General features: G+C 57.6%; 19 protein-coding genes. 6 read left to right on the top strand and 13 right to left on the bottom strand.

Going from position 1 to position 18,050, the window contains the following annotated elements; genetic code table 11:
- Position 1 precedes the first annotated feature (1 nt).
- The 5 genes from fdh3B to ACR0M9_RS00235 all read left to right on the top strand — a co-directional run bounded on the left by fdh3B (position 2) and on the right by ACR0M9_RS00235 (position 4,148).
- Positions 2–595, top strand: a complete 594-nt coding sequence (gene fdh3B / locus ACR0M9_RS00255; RefSeq protein WP_209504177.1) for a formate dehydrogenase FDH3 subunit beta — start codon at positions 2–4, stop codon at positions 593–595.
- 75 nt (positions 596–670) lie between these two features.
- On the top strand, positions 671–1,873 hold the full coding sequence (locus ACR0M9_RS00250; protein WP_480772595.1) for a formate dehydrogenase subunit gamma: 1,203 nt from the start codon (positions 671–673) through the stop codon (positions 1,871–1,873).
- Positions 1,874–3,136 (top strand): c-type cytochrome, encoded by a 1,263-nt coding sequence (locus tag ACR0M9_RS00245; protein ID WP_480772594.1) that lies wholly within the window; start codon positions 1,874–1,876, stop codon positions 3,134–3,136.
- A 13-nt stretch (positions 3,137–3,149) separates the two neighbouring features.
- Positions 3,150–3,275 (top strand): hypothetical protein, encoded by a 126-nt coding sequence (locus ACR0M9_RS00240; protein WP_267365569.1) that lies wholly within the window; start codon positions 3,150–3,152, stop codon positions 3,273–3,275.
- Positions 3,276–4,148, top strand: a complete 873-nt coding sequence (locus ACR0M9_RS00235) for a helix-turn-helix transcriptional regulator (protein WP_267365570.1) — start codon at positions 3,276–3,278, stop codon at positions 4,146–4,148.
- A gap of 64 nt (positions 4,149–4,212) precedes the next feature.
- Here the strand turns inward: ACR0M9_RS00235 and ACR0M9_RS00230 are convergent, their stop codons facing one another.
- From ACR0M9_RS00230 to ACR0M9_RS00185, 10 genes are all read right to left on the bottom strand, one after another.
- On the bottom strand, positions 4,213–5,028 hold the full coding sequence (locus tag ACR0M9_RS00230) for an ABC transporter substrate-binding protein (RefSeq protein ID WP_480565147.1): 816 nt from the start codon (positions 5,026–5,028) through the stop codon (positions 4,213–4,215).
- A 20-nt stretch (positions 5,029–5,048) separates the two neighbouring features.
- Positions 5,049–5,783: an ATP-binding cassette domain-containing protein gene (locus ACR0M9_RS00225; protein ID WP_480505515.1), complete on the bottom strand. Its 735-nt coding sequence runs from the start codon at positions 5,781–5,783 to the stop codon at positions 5,049–5,051.
- Complete coding sequence (locus ACR0M9_RS00220) at positions 5,776–6,489, bottom strand: ABC transporter permease (RefSeq protein ID WP_480485912.1); 714 nt, start codon at positions 6,487–6,489, stop codon at positions 5,776–5,778. Before ACR0M9_RS00220 ends, ACR0M9_RS00225 begins: the two co-directional genes overlap by 8 nt.
- A 159-nt stretch (positions 6,490–6,648) precedes the next feature.
- Positions 6,649–7,638, bottom strand: a complete 990-nt coding sequence (locus ACR0M9_RS00215) for an ABC transporter substrate-binding protein (RefSeq protein ID WP_480772593.1) — start codon at positions 7,636–7,638, stop codon at positions 6,649–6,651.
- Positions 7,639–7,699: 61 nt separating this feature from the next.
- Positions 7,700–8,545, bottom strand: coding sequence for an ABC transporter permease (locus tag ACR0M9_RS00210; protein ID WP_267364134.1), 846 nt, complete (start codon positions 8,543–8,545; stop codon positions 7,700–7,702).
- On the bottom strand, positions 8,542–9,459 hold the full coding sequence (locus ACR0M9_RS00205; protein WP_480565157.1) for an ABC transporter permease: 918 nt from the start codon (positions 9,457–9,459) through the stop codon (positions 8,542–8,544). The genes ACR0M9_RS00210 and ACR0M9_RS00205 overlap by 4 nt, the downstream gene beginning before the upstream one ends.
- On the bottom strand, positions 9,456–9,899 hold the full coding sequence (locus ACR0M9_RS00200) for an N-acetyltransferase family protein (RefSeq protein WP_480772592.1): 444 nt from the start codon (positions 9,897–9,899) through the stop codon (positions 9,456–9,458). Before ACR0M9_RS00200 ends, ACR0M9_RS00205 begins: the two co-directional genes overlap by 4 nt.
- Positions 9,889–10,686, bottom strand: a complete 798-nt coding sequence (locus ACR0M9_RS00195; protein WP_480772591.1) for an ABC transporter ATP-binding protein — start codon at positions 10,684–10,686, stop codon at positions 9,889–9,891. The genes ACR0M9_RS00200 and ACR0M9_RS00195 overlap by 11 nt, the downstream gene beginning before the upstream one ends.
- A 54-nt stretch (positions 10,687–10,740) precedes the next feature.
- Positions 10,741–12,195: a dihydropyrimidinase gene (hydA, locus tag ACR0M9_RS00190; RefSeq protein ID WP_480553269.1), complete on the bottom strand. Its 1,455-nt coding sequence runs from the start codon at positions 12,193–12,195 to the stop codon at positions 10,741–10,743.
- A 91-nt stretch (positions 12,196–12,286) separates the two neighbouring features.
- Complete coding sequence (locus ACR0M9_RS00185) at positions 12,287–13,537, bottom strand: Zn-dependent hydrolase (RefSeq protein ID WP_267364141.1); 1,251 nt, start codon at positions 13,535–13,537, stop codon at positions 12,287–12,289.
- A gap of 172 nt (positions 13,538–13,709) precedes the next feature.
- Here ACR0M9_RS00185 and ACR0M9_RS00180 point away from each other — a divergent pair, with 172 nt between their 5' ends.
- A complete protein-coding gene (locus ACR0M9_RS00180) occupies positions 13,710–14,318 on the top strand; it encodes a TetR family transcriptional regulator C-terminal domain-containing protein (RefSeq protein WP_209504191.1) in 609 nt (202 codons plus the stop codon).
- A 47-nt stretch (positions 14,319–14,365) separates the two neighbouring features.
- Here the strand turns inward: ACR0M9_RS00180 and preA are convergent, their stop codons facing one another.
- The 3 genes from preA to ACR0M9_RS00165 are packed head-to-tail and all read right to left on the bottom strand — an operon-like array spanning position 14,366 to position 17,906.
- Positions 14,366–15,670: an NAD-dependent dihydropyrimidine dehydrogenase subunit PreA gene (preA, locus tag ACR0M9_RS00175; protein WP_480565171.1), complete on the bottom strand. Its 1,305-nt coding sequence runs from the start codon at positions 15,668–15,670 to the stop codon at positions 14,366–14,368.
- An 18-nt stretch (positions 15,671–15,688) separates the two neighbouring features.
- Positions 15,689–16,525 carry a class I SAM-dependent methyltransferase gene (locus ACR0M9_RS00170; protein WP_480485926.1) on the bottom strand — a complete coding sequence of 279 codons (837 nt, stop codon included), beginning with the start codon at positions 16,523–16,525 and terminating at the stop codon, positions 15,689–15,691.
- Positions 16,526–16,571: 46 nt separating this feature from the next.
- On the bottom strand, positions 16,572–17,906 hold the full coding sequence (locus ACR0M9_RS00165; RefSeq protein WP_480772590.1) for an NAD(P)-dependent oxidoreductase: 1,335 nt from the start codon (positions 17,904–17,906) through the stop codon (positions 16,572–16,574).
- Positions 17,907–18,050 lie beyond the last annotated feature (144 nt).

Raw genomic sequence — 18,050 nt, 5'->3', positions numbered from 1 at the left:
AATGGCTAGAGCAAAGTTTCTCTGCGACGCTGAACGCTGCATCGAATGCAACGCCTGCGTAACCGCGTGCAAGAACGAGCATGAGGTACCCTGGGGTATCAACCGCCGCAGGGTGGTGACGATCAATGACGGCAACCCGGGCGAACGCTCGATCTCGGTGGCCTGTATGCATTGTTCGGATGCGCCCTGCATGGCGGTGTGCCCGGTCGACTGCTTCTATCAGAACGAAGAAGGTGTTGTCCTGCACTCCAAGGACCTGTGCATCGGTTGCGGTTATTGCTTTTACGCGTGCCCGTTTGGCGCGCCGCAATACCCGCAGGCAGGCAATTTCGGTTCACGCGGCAAGATGGACAAATGCACCTTCTGCGCCGGTGGTCCCGAAGAAAACCACTCGACCGCAGAGTTCGCCAAATACGGTCGCAACCGGATCGCCGAGGGCAAACTGCCCATCTGCGCCGAGATGTGCTCCACCAAGGCCCTGCTTGCCGGTGACGGCGACGTGGTGTCGGCTGTTTACCGTGAACGCGTCGTGGCGCGCGGTTTCGGCTCGGGCGCCTGGGGTTGGGGTACTGCCTACGACCAGAAAGACGGCTAAGCCGCTGTCTGCACAAAGCAATGGACAACCCGCTCAGCGCGGGTTGTCCGATCTTGGAATTTGACCGAGGTTCAGATGCTCCGCTTTCTCATCGCTTTTCTGTTTACCCTTGGGCTGACCCTTTCGGCAGCCGCCCAAACGACCGATGACAGCAACGCCACGCCTGAAAGGGCGGGAACCGGCGGAGCGACGACCCTCGAAGACATTCTCGCCCGACAACGTGGTGAGCAGGTGGATAACGGATATCGCTCCGGCAATACCGGCCAGAGCAATGTCGAGGGCCTGATGGGTCAGCTTGGCACCCGTGGAGTCGCGTCGGATAGTGATGTGTACCGTGCGTTGCGCTATGGCTCGGCCAATGTGACCGTATCGTCAAATGGCCCGGCGGCAAGTGTGCTGATACAGGATGGCGGCATGTGGTGGCTGAACTTCCGCACCGGGCCGCTGCGCGAATATGGCACCTATATCATCGCCGGGATGCTGGGCATCATTCTGCTGTTCTTCCTGATCCGTGGGAAAATCCGCATCGATGGAGAGAAAACGGGCCGCACGGTTACCCGCTTCAACGGGATTGAACGTTTCGGTCATTGGCTGTTTGCAGGATCGTTCCTGATCCTCGGCATTACTGGTTTGCTCACGCTCTATGGCCGCGACTTCCTGATTCCGATCTTCGGCAAGGAAGGTTTCGCTACCATCGCACTGGGCTGTAAGTGGCTGCATAACAATCTGGCCTGGGCCTTTATGCTGGGTCTGATCATCGTCACGGTGAACTGGATTGCTCATAACATTCCCAACCGGACCGACCTGAAATGGCTCGCCGCCGGAGGGGGGCTGTTCACCAAGGGCAACCACCCGCCCGCCCGGAAATTCAATGCGGGGCAAAAGATCATTTTCTGGGCCTGTATTCTGTTAGGCGTGTCGATCAGCCTGTCCGGCTTGTCACTGCTGTTCCCGTTCGAGATGCCCCTGTTCGCCAAAACCTTCTCGGTCGCAAACGCCACGGGCATTCCGCAGGCGCTGGGTCTGACCTTGCCGGTGCAGATGTCACCGCAGGAAGAGATGCAATTCGCCCAAGTCTGGCATGTCATGATTGCCTATGTGTTCATCGCGATCATCGTTGCGCACATCTATCTCGGCTCGGTCGGGATGGAGGGTGCGTTTGACGCCATGGGAACCGGAGAGGTCGAGGAACAATGGGCGCGCGAGCATCACTCGCTCTGGCTGGAAGAGGTGAAGAAAAAAGAGGCTGACACAGCAGCCGCCTCACCCGCTGAATAGATGCGTGGGCTGGTTCTGGCGCTGGTGCTGGTTCCCCTGCCCGCCGTGGCAGAATTCTTCACGCTGAAAGGGCATGGCGGCCCCATCATGGGCATCGCCACCGCACCTGACGGTCGCATCGCAACGGCCAGTTTCGACAACTCTGTGGGCCTTTGGACCGGGCAAACGCCAAATTGGTTCGAAGGGCACGAGGCCGCCGTGAACGCAGTCGCGTTCAACGGCTCCGCTTTCTTTTCTGCCGGAGACGATTTCACCCTGCGCAAATGGCCAAGCGGTGAAATCATTGGCCGACACAAAGGGAAGATTGTTGGCCTTGCCGCGTCAGAAACCCTTATTGCCACGGCCAGCTGGGATGGAACAATCGGCCTGTGGCCTGTCGATGGCACAGAACCCGCGCGGCTTGGACCGACCGGCAGTGGCGTAAACGCGGTCGCATTCTCACCTGACGGCACGCAGCTTTTTTCGGCGGGCGTCGACGGCGCTTTGCGGCTATGGGATGTATCCAGCGGGCAGGAAACAAGGCGTCTGGTCGAGCACGGGTTCGGCATCAATGAACTGGCCCTGAATGCGCAGGACAACTGGATCGCCTATGGCGCGGTTGACGGCGTCACGCGTATCCTTGACCTTGCCACCGGGGAAGAGCGCGATTTCACTCTGGACCGCCGCCCGATCCTTGCCCTTGCGCTCAGCCCGGATCGGAAACTTTTGGCCGTAGGCGATGGCGAAGGGTATATTATGGTCATCGACACCGTCGATTGGCGCATTGCACAGGATTTTCGCGCCACGTTGCGCGGTCCGGTCTGGGCTTTGGCATTTTCCAAAGACGGTAAAAACATCCATGCGGGCGGACTTGACGAGGCGATGTACAGCTGGCCTGTGGACGCTCTGTCCGACCAACACCAGATGGCCTCGGCAGAACCAAGTTTCCTGAAAAATCCTGATGAGATGGACAACGGAGAACGCCAGTTTGCGCGCAAATGCTCAATCTGTCACAGCTTGTCTTCCGATAACGAACGACGTGCAGGCCCCACCCTGCACGGTGTATTTGGACGTCAGGCCGGCACGGTTCGTGGATATTTGTACTCGGATACATTGCAAGGCTCTGATATCATTTGGAATGACGAGACAATAAATGCCCTTTTCGACGAGGGGCCAGACCACTACATTCCGGGGTCGAAAATGCCGATGCAGCGAATTGCCAAAGCACAGGATCGCCAGGATCTTATCGCTTTTCTGCGTCGCGCAACAACTGACCGGAACTGAACCGGAGGAGCCCATGAAAGCCTTTCTTGCCGCCGTCGCCACGATGGTCGTTATTGCAGGCGCAGCCCCGTTTGTGCTGGAACAGATCGGGTTCAGCACCGCTGACACTACGTCCGGCATCGCCGTGCGCCTCGACTGAATGGCGCAATATCTGACCACCCGTGAACTGGCCGATCTGCTGCGCATTGGCGAGCGGAAGGCTTATGACCTTGCCTCGTCAGGCGAGGTGCCGTGTGTGCGCGCCATGGGCAAGCTGTTATTTCCGCGGGCCGAGATCATTGCCTGGCTCAACGCGTCGCGATCCGGCCCTCAGGTCGCAGAACCGCCCCTGCCCCCGATCATAGCAGGCAGCCACGATCCCTTGCTGGACTGGGCGCTGCGTGAAAGTGGGTCGGGGCTGGCCACCTATTACGACGGTTCTTTTGATGGCCTGATCAGGCTCAGTGAACGCAGCGCGCAGGGCGCTGTGTTACACATCCACGAAAATGGCGGATTCAACAAGGAATCCCTGCAAGACACTTTGGGCGAAGCCCCGGTGATCCTATACGAAGTCGCCCGACGTGAGCGTGGATTGCTTCTTGCCCCGGGCATATCCGACATCAATTCTTTTGACGACCTCAAGTCACGCACCGTCATACTGCGTCAGGACAGTGCGGCAAGCCAGCGCCTGTTTGACGCCCAACTGGACGCCCACGGCCTGCGCCGGGATGATCTGGACATTCGACCCGGCTGCGCACGTACAGAAGAAGAGCTTGCGATCGCCCTACATGACCGGAAGGCCGAGGCCGGTTTTGGGCTTGGCGCCCTAGCCGGTCTCTACAACTTGGGTTTTGTCCCCACTCATTCCGAGCGGCTGGATCTTGCCATCTGGCGTCGGGCCTTTTTCGATCCGCCGATACAGAAACTGCTAACCCTGTTGCGCTCGGGTCAGTTCGCCCAGCGGGCGCGCGAGTTCGGCGGCTATGACCTGTCTGGTCTTGGCACGATCCACCACAATGGGGCCAGCGGGTGAAAATCCACCCGCGCCTTCATCTTTTCAAAAATACTCGCCCCGCAGGGGCTGGCCGCAGGCCAGCTTAATGCGCATTGGGGAAAAACACCTGCTGACCGTCCAGCCGGAAAGAGGCGATCGCCTGCTGCCCGTCGGGCCCGGTCAACCAGTCGATGAAACGCTGACCAGCGGCCGCCCGTACATGCGGATGCTTTTCAGGATTCACGAGGATCACACCATATTGGTTGAACAGACGCGGGTCGCCTTCGACCAGGATCTCAAGATTGCCTCTGTTACCAAAGGACAGCCAGGTCGCCCGATCTGTCAGAGTATACGCATCCATGCCGCTGGCCACGTTCAGAGTCGCACCCATACCTGAACCGGTTTCCCGATACCAACTGCCGGACGCGCCGGTTGGGTCCAGCCCCGCAGCCGACCAATGCCGCAGCTCGGCCTTGTGCGTTCCGCTGTCATCACCGCGCGACGCAAACGGGGCTTCAGCCTTTGCAATCGCTGTAAGAGCGCTCAGAATGTCGGCACCACCGCGAATTCCGGCGGGATCTGCCTTGGGGCCCACCAATACAAAATCGTTATACATCAGGTCCTTCCGCTCCACGCCATATCCATCAGCGACGAATTTCTCTTCGGCGGATTTGGCGTGAACCAGCAGGACGTCCCCGTCACCATTGACCGCATTGCGGATTGCCTGACCGGTTCCTACGGCCACAACCCGCACGTCAATGCCCGACTCGGCCTCGAACCACGGCAGTATATAGTCCAACAGCCCCGAGTTCTGGGTGGATGTCGTAGACTGCACGACAATGAACGGTGTCTCTGCCAAGGCCGCATTTGCCGACAGACCAAGGGCCATCACTGCCGCCCGAAGTATTGCGCGGAACATCATTTTCTCCGTTTTATCTTTTAGGTAACCAATCCACCCGCGAGATAGCGACGCGATGCTTCACTTTCGGGGGTATCCAAAACCTGTTTTGCGGGGCCGTGTTCAACCACATGACCGCCCTGCATCATGACCACATCCGAGGCCAAACGACGGGCCTGCCCAATATCATGTGTCACCATCACGATCCGTACACCCCGCGCCGAGGCGCGCAGAACCATACGTTCGATCATCTGTGTTGCGCCGGGATCAAGGGCGCTGGTCGGTTCGTCCAGAAACAGTGTTTCGGGCTCCAGCGCCAAGGCACGCAAAATGGCCAGCCTCTGGGCCTCGCCCCCCGAAAGCGACCGGGCAGATTGCCAGGCCTTCCCCTCCAGCCCGCCTTCGGCCAGCAACTCGATGATACGTGCCTTTCTCGCCGCTCGCCCCATGCCCTGACGCTTGAGGACAAAGCCCAGGTTTGCAGCAACAGAGCGTCGCAACAGAACCGGTCTCTGAAATACCATGGCTTGGCGCGCTTTCTGCGCAGCGCCCAGAGGGTTTCCATCCTGCACCACCCGCCCGCGATCCGGCGAAATCAGGCCATGCAAGCACCGCAGCAACAGGCTTTTGCCCGCACCGTTAGGGCCAAGAAGCAACGTCGGCCCCGGACCATCCAGAACCAATGAAGGAACATCCAGCAAAACCTTGCCGTTGCTGCGAATTTGCACGTTTTCAACCGTCAGACAGTTCGACATGTCACAGATCACGTCACGCATGGCGCAACCCCTCCTGTTCGGCCCGCAAACTGACCGCGCTGACCATCGCGTTTACGGCAATTGCAATCCCGATCAGGATCGCCCCCAACGCCAGTGCCAGCGACAGATTTCCCTTCGACGTTTCAAGCGCAATGGTTGTGGTCATCACGCGGGTCACATGATTGATGTTTCCGCCAACGATGATAACCGCGCCCACCTCGGCGATGGCGCGTCCGAAACCGGCAAGCAGGGCCGTGACAAGTGCCAGTCGCGCATCCCACAACAAAACCGGAACCGAGGCCAGCCGTGACACGCCCAAGGACCGCAGCTGTTCTGAATATTCCTCAGCCAACATTTCAACAACCTGTCGCGTCAGAGCCGCGACAATGGGGGTGACCAAAACGACCTGCGCAATGATCATGGCGGTCGGAGTGTACAAAAGCTCAAGCACTCCCAAAGGACCCGAACGGGACAGCATCAGATAGACCAGCAGGCCTACGACAACCGGCGGAAACCCCATCAGTGCATTCATCAGGACGATCAGCATCCGGCGGCCGGGGAACCGTGCGACGGCCAATGCAGCCCCCACGGGCATTCCAATCAGAGCAGAAACCAGAACCGCAAACACGGACACTTTCAGAGACAACAGCACAATTGCCCACAGCTCAGAATCTCCCCCAAGGATCAAGGCAATCGCAGCGCTGAATTCTGATGAAAATTCCTGCATTTCCTTCCCAAATACCTACAATTCGTACAAAACACGTTAGACTACATGGAAATACTACTTCATATCGGTGCCAAGTACAGACACAATTCCGACACCACGAATGCGAAACGCGGCCCCGATTGGGACCGCGTTCTTTATCACTCAGAAAAACGGTTGGCGTCAGTTAAGAGCAGCGTCCGTAATCTGGTGCGTCCAGGCCCCTTCGGGTGTCTTGGTGATCACCGGGTCAGAACCTCCGGCCAGCAGGGTACCAACGGTGCGATCGAAATCCGCCGGGTCCAGCGCGCCGTTCGAACCTGCGGTCAACTTGGCGATCTCACCCATCATGCGTTTCTGATGTTCTTCCGTCTGCGCACCCGTTGCATCGTTCTCCAGCACGATATCTGCCGCTTCGTCGGGGTTCTCCTCGGCGTATTTCCAACCTTTCATCGAGGCGCGAACAAACCGCTGCATCTTGTCGGTGAAGGCCGTATCGCTGAGATTTTCTTCCAGAACGTAAAGACCATCTTCCAGCGTCGCGACACCCTGGTCTTCGTATTTGAAGGTCACCAGTTCATCCGGGCTGACACCGGCATCGATGACCTGCCAGTATTCATTGTAGGTCATGGTGCTGATACAATCCGCCTGACGTTGCAGCAGCGGATCGACGTTGAAGCCCTGTTTCAGAACTTCCACACCGTTGTCGCCTTTCCCATCAGTGCTGATGCCCAACTGGCTCATCCAGCTCATGAACGGAAATTCATTGCCAAAGAACCAGACACCCAGCGTGCGATTCTTCAGGTCCTCAGGCGACGAAATACCGGCATCTTTCCAACAGGTCAGCATCATGCCCGAGCTTTTGAACGGCTGGGCGATGTTCACCAACGGCAACCCTTTTTCACGTGCGGCCAGAGCGGCAGGCATCCATTCAACGGTCACATCAGCACCGCCGCCCGCAATCACCTGTGTCGGAGCGATGTCAGGCCCGCCGGGCAGAATGGTAACGTCCAGCCCTTCTTCCTCGTAAAAGCCCTTATCCTTGGCAACGTAGTAGCCCGCGAATTGTGCTTGCGTGACCCATTTCAGTTGCAGTGTCACTTCATCCGCCGCCAGCGCCGTACTGGCTGCCAGACCAAAGGCGGCAACCGCCCCGCTGAATAGCTTATTCATCTTCATTTCTCCTAGTTGCTTGTTGCGCCCCGATTTTCAGGGTCTGTTGATTTTCTTCGTCTTATCCGCGTTGTGAGGGGTGCCAGAACGTCACCACTTTTTCGATTCCCGCCACCAGGCCATAAAAAGCCGTACCCGCGATAGCGGCAACAACGATTTCGGCCCAGACCATATCCAACGACAATTGACCGACGCTGGTGGATATCCGAAATCCCATGCCCAGTGTCGGCGATCCGAAGAATTCAGCCACGATGGCGCCAATCAAAGCCAAAGTTGTTGAAATCTTCAACCCGTTGAAAATGAAAGGCATCGCCGCAGGCAGCCGCAGCTTCAGAAAGCTCTGCCAATAGCTTGCTGCATAGGTTTCCATCAAGTCACGCTGCATCGCGGTGGCCTCGCGCAGTCCGGCCACGGTGTTGACCAGCATCGGAAAGAACACCATCACAACGACCACCGCCGCTTTGGAATGCCAATCAAACCCGAACCACATGACCAGAATGGGTGCCGTCCCCACGATGGGCAAAGCCGCGACGAAATTCCCGACTGGCAATAACCCCAAACGCAGGAAATCCCACCGATCGACGGCAATCGCCATAAGGAAGGCCGATCCACAGCCGATGACATATCCGCTGAGCGCTCCTTTCAGGATCGTCTGAACAAAGTCGGCCCAAAGAATGTCAAGGCTACCTGCAAATCGCACCGCTATGGCAGACGGTGCCGGCAGAATGACCAGCGGCACTTCAAGCCCACGGACCACCAGCTCCCAGGCTCCAACAATGGTCAGACCAAAAATCACCGGTGCCAGAAAGCGTACCATCTGGCTGTCGGCTTGCGGGCCACTGGCCAATCGGCTGTTCAACCACCAGCCGAAAGCCCACAGCAGCAAAGCAAAGACAACCAACATCATTGCGCCATCCCCATCCGCTTCAGAACCGACCGTTCAATCAATCCCAACAAACCGACCAGGCAGGCAGCCAGAATGGCCGCAGCAAACAGCGCTGACCATATCTGCACGGTTTGACCATAGTAACTGCCTGCCAGCAACCGAGCACCCAATCCTGCGACAGCGCCTGTCGGCAGCTCACCCACGATTGCGCCGACCAACGACGCCGCAATACCGATCTTCAACGAGGTGAACAGGTATGGCATCGACGCGGGCAGGCGCAGTTTCCAGAACCCCTGCGATTGGCTGGCATTATAAGTCCGCAACAGGTCAAGTTGCATCGCGTCAGGGCTGCGCAATCCTTTGACCATGCCGACGACAACCGGGAAAAAGCTCAGATACGCTGATATGATCGCCTTGGGAATGATCCCCTGAACCCCGACCGAGTAAAGAACCACGATAATCATCGGAGCCAAAGCGATAATCGGGATCGTCTGGCTAACGATAGCCCATGGCATGACCGACAAATCCATCACGCGGCTATGCACGATCCCAACGGCCAACAGGACACCCAGCCCGGTCCCGATGACAAAGCCCAGCATCGTAGCGCTGAGTGTCACCCACCCATGAAAGATCAGCGATCTTTTCGAGTTGATTTTCTTCAGAACAGTTGTATCCCACAGTTCAATCGCCACCTGATGAGGTGATGGCAAACGGGGCTTGCCTTGCTCCCAAGTTGCTGGAATCGCGAACGAATTATTCAGAACCAGACCGAACTCTCCCAGATCCCGGCGCGCACTTGCGGTGGGTGGCTGAACCTCGGCACCGCCACGTTCAAGCTCGGTCAAAACCCCTTTGATGTTCATCGGAACGCAAGCGACATACCAGAACAGAACGATCACGGCGACGACGGTGAAAACGGCTATGATCTGCTTCATGCGTGCCACTCCATTCGATAGACGGGCACTGTATCCGGCGGTACGGGTGGTTCTTCGGCAGTTACCTCGAACCCTTCACGGCGGTAAAACCTCTGCGCGGCCTGATTGGGTTTGTGTGTTGTCAGCCAAAGATGGGTCCGACCCTGCTTCGCCTTGGCAACGAAACGCTTGCCAATTCCCTGCCCCGTCCGGCTGCAATACAACGCACCGATTTTACACTGCGCCGGATCTAAGGACATGTAGCAATCAACCGGATCACCCGCGACCCAGATCTCGCGACTGTCGAACGCTTCATGGATCAGGGTCGCCAATTCCTCCACCGGCAATTCATCAGGCATCCATTCCGTCTGCGAGGCCCAGTTGTAAATCACGCGGGCACAAGCCGGCACGTCACTTACCACAGCCCGTCTGATGGTTTCTGCCACCGGATCAGTCGTCATAAGAATGCCCCGCCCGCAACCCGTCGCGAACACGATGGGCCACTTCGATGAATTCCGGAGTGTCACGAATGTCCAACGGCCGTTCCTTTGGCAGCGGGCTGTCGATCACATCCGTAATCCGCCCCGGCCGCGGGCTCATCACGACAATTTTAGTACTCAGATATACGGCTTCGGGAATCGAATGCGTCACGAATCCGATGGTCTTTTTGGTTCTTGCCCAAAGCGCCAAAAGCTGCTCGTTCAGGTGGTCGCGCACAATCTCATCCAATGCGCCGAACGGCTCATCCATCAACAAGATATCAGCATCAAAGGCCAAGGCCCGCGCGATGCTGGCGCGCTGCTGCATCCCACCGGATAACTGCCATGGAAACTTTCCGCCAAATCCTTCAAGATCAACCAGTTCCAGGACCTTTCTCACCCTTTCCTCCTGCTCGGATGCGGAATAGCCCATGATCTCAAGCGGCAACTTGATGTTCTTTGCTATGGTGCGCCAGGGATAAAGGCCCGCTGCCTGAAAGACATACCCATAGGCCCTGTTCCGCCGTGCTTCGTCCGCTGTCATTCCGTTGACAGTCAGCGACCCGCCGGTCGGTGTCTCCAAGGCCGCAATACAGCGCAGGAAAGTGGTTTTCCCACAGCCCGAGGGGCCAATGAAACTAACAAATTCACCCTTGTCGATCGTCAGGTTCACGTCTTTCAACGCGTGAACAGGCCCGTCATTGGTTTGAAAGGTGAGGTCAAGCTGCCTTGCTTCGATGACGTGCTGGGTCGTGCTTTCAGTGGTCATTCTACTGCCTTGAAAAGAGTGGTGCCGGGGCCGCCCAGACAGCGGCCCAACGGATCAAACCCCCGTCGCCGGGATACCTGTCCGCTCAACTGGCCGAGGGGCGGTTAGTTCTTTCCACGCGCTCAAAGCCTTGTTGACGGTCGTATTTGCCTCGCGCGCAACGAACTCGCCATGGCCTTCCTGCGTGCGGATTTCACCATCATGTACCGCAACCTGTCCGCGGGTCAGCGTAAAGCGCGGCAGGCCTTTGACCTCTTTGCCCTCAAACACGTTATAGTCAATCGAAGATTGCTGCGTACTGGCTCTGATCGTTTTCGTTTTTTCAGGATCCCACACGACGATATCTGCATCCGCTCCAACAAGGATCGCGCCTTTTTTCGGATAGCAATTCAGTATCTTGGCGATGTTTGTTGAAGTCACCGCAACAAATTCATTGGGCGTCAGGCGTCCGGTATTCACACCATGCGTCCACAGCATCGGCATCCGATCTTCCAGACCACCGGTCCCGTTCGGGATCTTGGTAAAATCCCCAACTCCAAAGCGTTTCTGTTCGGTCGTAAAGGCGCAATGGTCGGTTGCCACAACACTCAGCGATCCTGATTGCAGGCCATTCCACAGGCTGTCCTGGTGCTGCTTATTGCGGAACGGGGGGCTCATGACCCGCCGCGCGGCGTGGTCCCAATCCTGATTAAAATATTCGCTTTCATCGAGGGTCAGATGCTGAATCAGCGGCTCTCCCCACACCCTCTTGCCCTGCATTCGGGCTCGGCGAATGGCCTCATGAGACTCTTCGCAGGATGTATGAACAACATACAGCGGCACGCCCGCCATATCTGCGATCATAATGGCCCGGTTTGTGGCCTCACCCTCTACTTGCGGCGGTCGGGAATAAGCGTGCGCTTCCGGGCCAGAGTTCCCCTCGGCCAGAAGCTTGGCACTCAGTTCGGCAACGACGTCTCCGTTCTCGGCATGCACCATTGCGATGCCGCCCAGTTCGGCCAAACGCCTGAACGAAGCATAAAGCTCATCGTCATTCACCATCAACGCGCCTTTATAGGCCATGAAATGCTTGAACGTGTTGATGCCGCGCGTCTCGATCACGGTCTTGAGGTCGTCAAATACCTGTTCCCCCCACCATGTCACCGCCATGTGGAACGAGTAGTCGCAATTCGCCCGTGTCGATTTGTTGTCCCAACGCTTCAGGGCATCCAACAGGCTTTCACCCGGATTGGGCAGTGCGAAGTCAACAACCATAGTCGTGCCCCCCGCCAGGGCCGCCCGCGTACCGCTTTCGAAATCATCGCTGGAATAGGTGCCCATGAACGGCATTTCCAGATGGGTATGCGGATCAATCCCACCGGGCATCACATAACAGCCGGTCGCGTCCAGCTCGCTATCCCCTTTCAGACCCATCCCGATCCCGGTGATGACGCCGCCTTCGACCAATACATCCGCCTTGTATGACAAATCCGCGGTGACAACGGTTCCGTTTTTTATAACAGTACTCATTTTGAACTCCCTGATGCGGTCTGCGCCGCTTGCTTCATCTGGCCAAAAATATCCCGGGGGAGTCGCCCTTGGGCGACGGGGGCAGCGCCCCCTATTCCACGATTTCGGCAGTCTCGACCACGGCATGCAGCAGGACATCTGCCCCGGCTGCCGCCCAATCCTTGCTGATCTCTTCAGCCTCATTATGGCTCAGCCCGTCGACACAGGGGCACATGACCATGGCGGTCGGGGCCACACGGTTGATCCAGCAGGCATCATGCCCCGCGCCCGAGATGATGTTGGTATGCGAATAGCCCAGCCTTTCAGCCGCATCGCGCACGGCAGACACGCAATCGTCGTCGAACTTCACCGGATCGAAACCGCCGACTTTCTCGAATTCGATCTGCAGGCCCATTTCTTCGACAATATCTTCCGCCGCCACCCGCAGGCGATTTTCCATGTCGGTGATCACCTCCAGCTCGGGCGAGCGGAAATCGACTGTGAAAACGACTTTTCCGGGGATTACGTTGCGAGAATTCGGGAATACGTCGATATGCCCCGCGGCACCAACCGCATGCGGTGCATGAGACCAGGCGATTTCGTCCACTTTCTCAAGAATGCGCGCCATCGCAAGCCCGGCATTCTTGCGCATCGGCATCGGGGTTGAACCGGTATGGGCATCCTTGCCGGTCACCGTGACCTGTGTCCAGCTCAGACCCTGCCCGTGGGTGACGACGCCAATATCCTTTCCTTCGGCTTCAAGGATCGGGCCTTGTTCGATATGCAACTCAAAGAAAGCATGCATCTTGCGCGCGCCGACTTCTTCTTCGCCGCGCCAACCGATCCGGTTCAGTTCATCCCCGAATTTCTTACCCTCGGCATCTTCACGGTTATAAGCCCAATCCTGCGTGTGCATTCCTGCAAAGACACCAGACGACAGCATGGCGGGCGCATATCGCGTCCCTTCCTCGTTGGTCCAGTTGGTCGCCACGATGGGATGTCTTGTCTTGATCCCGAGATCATTGAGCGTGCGGATAATCTCTAGCCCGCCCAGAACGCCCAGAACGCCGTCATATTTTCCGCCGGTCGGCTGCGTATCCAGGTGCGAACCCACATAGACCGGCAAAGCGTCCGGGTCGGTGCCCTCACGATGCGCAAACATGTTGCCCATCTGGTCCAGCCCCATGGTGCATCCAGCCTCTTCACACCATTTCTGGAACAAGGCGCGGCCTTCGGCATCCTCGTCAGTCAGAGTTTGCCGGTTATTCCCCCCCGCAACACCGGGACCGATCTTGGCCATCTCCATCAGGCTGTCCCACAACCTGTCGCCATTGATCCTGAGATTCTGCGCCGGAGCTGCCATTGTCTTATTCCCTGTTTGCTTGCGATTTTGCTCGCTCTTGGTGTCTTGATTTGACCAACTGGTCAAACTCACGCTATCACGGGTTCGGTATCAGTCAAGAAATTGCGCGGCAAAGCCTGAAATTTCAGTGTAATCCGTGCCTATCCGACGAAAAAAGAGACACACTGAAATCATGCCGAAAGACCGCGCACCGACTCGTATCCAGAAGAAGAACCGAGCCGCGATTCTCGAGGCTGCCCTGAATGTGTTTTCCGCACACGGGTTTCGTGGGGCAACCGTCGATCAGATTGCTGCCGAGGCGGGGTTGAGCAAACCCAATCTCCTCTACTATTTCGCGTCGAAAGAAGCGATCCACACCGAATTGCTTTCGGGCCTGTTGGAAACCTGGCTGGCGCCCCTGCACGATCTGGATGAGACCGGTGATCCGATGGAGGAAATGCTGGCCTATATTCGCCGGAAACTGCAAATGAGTCAGGAGCTACCACGGGAAAGCCGCCTTTTTGCCAATGAGCTTGTGCAAGGTGCCCCCCGCATTCACGACGCTTTGTCCAATGATCTCAAACAACTGGTTGACGAAAAGGTCACCATTCTCACCAATTGGATGGATCAGGGCAAAATCGCGCGGTTGCACCCTTATCATCTGATGTTTTCGATCTGGGCGCTGACGCAGCATTATGCCGATTTCGACGTTCAGGTGCGGGCTATTCTGGGTGACGAAAACCCGTTTGAGGGTGCAGAACCCTTTGTCGATACGCTGTACCGAAAGCTTCTGACGCCATGAATGCAGGGGCCGCGTCAGCGGCCCCTCAGGGATATTCCCTGTCTCGATCATTCCGCTGCTTTGGCCATCGGATTGTTCGGGTGCGTGGTCCAGTTCGCATAGGTCGGCTGAACCTCTTTCCCGGTGCGCGGATCGATTTCACCCGCCGCCATCGGCACCATCGAAATACAGCCCTCGACCGGGCAGACATCAACGCAGAGGTTACAGGCGACGCATTCGTCATCCATCACCTCGAACACACGGTCATCCGACATTGAAATCGCCTGATGGCTGGTATCTTCACAGGCGGCATAGCATCGGCCGCACTTGATGCACTGGTCCTGATCGATCTTGGCTTTGGCGATGTAGTTCAGGTTCAGGTATTGCCAATCGGTGACATTGGGCACCGCGCGCCCGATCACCTCATCAATGCTGGTATACCCCTTTTCATCCATCCATTCCGACAGACCTGCCGTCAATTCATCAATGATCTTGAACCCATAGGTCATCGCAGCGGTACAGACCTGCACCGTGCCACATCCCAGCGAGATAAACTCGGCCGCATCACGCCATGTGGTGACACCCCCGATGCCCGAGATTGGCATGCCATGCGTCGCCTCGGCCCGAGCGATTTCGGACACCATCGACAGGGCGATCGGTTTCACGGCAGGGCCGCAATATCCTCCGTGGCTGCCCTTGCCATCAATCGAGGGTTCCGGGCTGAACGTGTCCAGATTTACGCTGGTGATCGAATTGATCGTGTTGATAAGCGACACCGCATCCGCGCCACCATTTCTGGCCGCCGCCGCAGGTTTCCGGATATCGGTGATATTCGGTGTCAGTTTCACGATGACCGGACGGTCATAGTATTGCTTGCACCACCGCGTGACCATCTCGATATATTCCGGAACCTGCCCTACGGCGGACCCCATACCGCGCTCGCTCATCCCGTGCGGGCAACCGAAGTTCAGTTCGATTCCGTCCGCGCCGGTTTCAGCCACGCGCGGCAGAATGGCTTTCCAGGCCTCTTCTTCGCAGGGCACCATGATCGAAGCGATCAGGGCGCGATCCGGATAGTCGGACTTGACCCGCGCCATTTCCTCGAGGTTCACCTCAAGCGGGCGGTCGGTGATCAGTTCGATATTGTTCAGTCCCAGCAAACGGCGGTCGGCACCGTAGATCGCGCCATACCGCGGGCCGTTCACATTTACGACCGGCGGTCCCTCGGACCCCAGTGTCTTCCACACAACACCGCCCCAACCGGCCTCAAACGCACGACGAACATTGTATTCCTTGTCCGTCGGCGGCGCAGAGGCCAGCCAGTAAGGGTTGGGGCTGGAAATGCCCAGAAAGTTAGTCGTCAGATCGGCCATGGCTTCTCCCTTCCCGGCTCAGCCGGATTTTTTGAATATCATTTCGGTCGGACGTATGCGCCCGGCCTTGAGGTTTTTGACATAGTTCTGGAACTTTTCGGGTGCCGTCTCGCCCATCATCAGATGAATGCCCATCGGTGCCGGGCCGGATTCGGCAATCTTTGCAAAGACGTCCTCGAAGAACTGTATCGCGAATTCGGTGCGATCCGTTTCTTTCACCAGTTCAAAACCCGCGGCGCTTGCCGCAGACTTGTAAACATCCGGCGCATCCACGAACGAGGTTTCGGCAACAGTGGACCACGGCAGAGGGAAAGCCAGCGGCTCGTCCACGTCTCCGGCCATCACATCGAACAGGGCAAAAGTACCGCCCTTGGCCAGCGCCCGCGACACTTCGGCGAACAGCCCGGCCTTGTCCTTTATGTTCATGCCCACATGCATCATGACGGCCAGGTCGAACCCAGCATCCGGCACCGGCATGTCCAATGCGCTGCCCACATGAAAGCTGGTTTTCGAGGAATGCCCGACCATATCGCTGAGCACCTTGGCGGTTTCAACGAATTCCGGTGTCAGATCGACGCCTGTTACTGTCGAGTCATAGCGATCCACGACATAGCGAGAGGTCCCGCCGATACCGCATCCGACATCCAGAACACGGGTCGCATGGGTCGGCGACAACTGCGCAAACAGGTTGTTGGTCGCCAGAACGCCACCCGTGTGGAACTCGTCCCCTGCTTTCAGGTCTGCGACCGTGGCCGCATCCGGATCGATACCGCTGGCCTCAAGCGCCGCGCGGACGCGGTCGGTCAGTGCTCCGGTGGTGTAATGTTGCGCTACGGCTTGTTCGATCTGGGACATAGGAATACCTCAGCAGCGAAAGGAATGGGGTGAATACCCCATCCTATCACGAAACCAGCGTCGCGTGGATGTCCATCGCTGCATCCCGGCCTTCGGCAACAGCCGTTACGGTCAGGTCCTCGCCCCCCGCCGCGCAATCTCCGCCTGCCCAGACTCCGGCCACAGAAGTGCGTCCCGCACCGCTGACAGCGATCTTGTTGCCGTCCAGCTTCAGCCCTTCCGGCGCACCTTCCAGCGTCTGACCGATGGCTTTGAGAACCTGGTCCGCCCGCAGCCGGACCGTCTCACCGGTTCCGGTGAGTTGGCCGTTCTGGCTTGAGGTATACTCCAGCTCAATCTCGGTGGCGGCTCCATTGCCGTGTACTGCCACCGGCTGCACGTTGGTCAGAATCTGAACCCCGTGCGAGGCTGCCAGATCCTGTTCGTACCGGCTGGCACCCATGGCGTCGCGGCCCCGGCGATAGGCAATGGTGACATTCTCGGCACCTAACAATTTGGACTTTACCGCCGCATCCACGGCAGTCATGCCTCCGCCAATAACGACGACGTTCCGCCCGACAGGAAGCTGTGCAAGATCACCAGCTTGCCGGACGTCCGAGATGAAATCGACGGCATCCCACACCCCGTCCTTGTCAACACCATCCGCGCGCAGGGCATTGACCCCGGCAAGTCCGATGGACAGGAACACCGCGTCGTAGTTTTCGACCAGACCATCCAGTGAGATGCTTTCACCCAGAACCGACCCGGTTTCAATCGAGATACCACCGATTTTCAGCAGCCAGTCGATCTCGGCCTGCGCAAAGTTGTTGGTCGATTTATAGGCGGCAATCCCGTATTCATTCAGACCGCCCGGTTTGGGTTTGCCTTCGTGGATCACCACGTCATGGCCCAGCATGGCAAGGCGATGCGCGCAGGCCAGACCAGCAGGCCCTGCCCCCACGACAGCAACCGTCTTCCCAGTTAATGCCGCACGTTCAAACGGATGCGCGCCCGCAGACATAAGATCATCCGTCGCAAAGCGCTGTAGCCGTCCGATCTCGACCGGCTTACCTTCGGCCGCCTCACGAACACAGGCCTCTTCGCACAGTGTTTCCGTCGGACAGACACGGGCGCACATTCCACCCAAAATGTTCTGCTGAAAAATCGTTCGCCCGGCTGCCTGCGGCTGTCCGGCCTGAATCTGACGGATGAATAGCGGAATATCGATGTCTGTCGGACACGCTGTCACGCAAGGTGCGTCATAGCAGAAATAACAACGGTCTGCTGCAACTGCGGCCTCATGCGGGGCCAATGGCGGATGCAGATCGGTGAAATTCGAGGTCAGCTGATCGCTTGAAAGCCGCCCGGCGACGATGCCGGGTGCCATCTGGCCCTGTGCCATCACTCTACTCCCTGTAGATATGTTTGTTATGACCTCAGCTTGCCACAAATAAATTTTTTATCAATTGGTAAAATTTGCCAAATGGTCAAAAAATTGAAAATCCGGGCCGTAGAACCCGGATTCATTGGCATTTTGGTTAATTTC

The sequence above is a fragment of the Ruegeria sp. CH2 genome, assembly GCF_056537065.1.
Note: the sequence above shows the minus strand (reverse complement) of the source record. Positions and strands in the feature narration are given on the sequence as shown.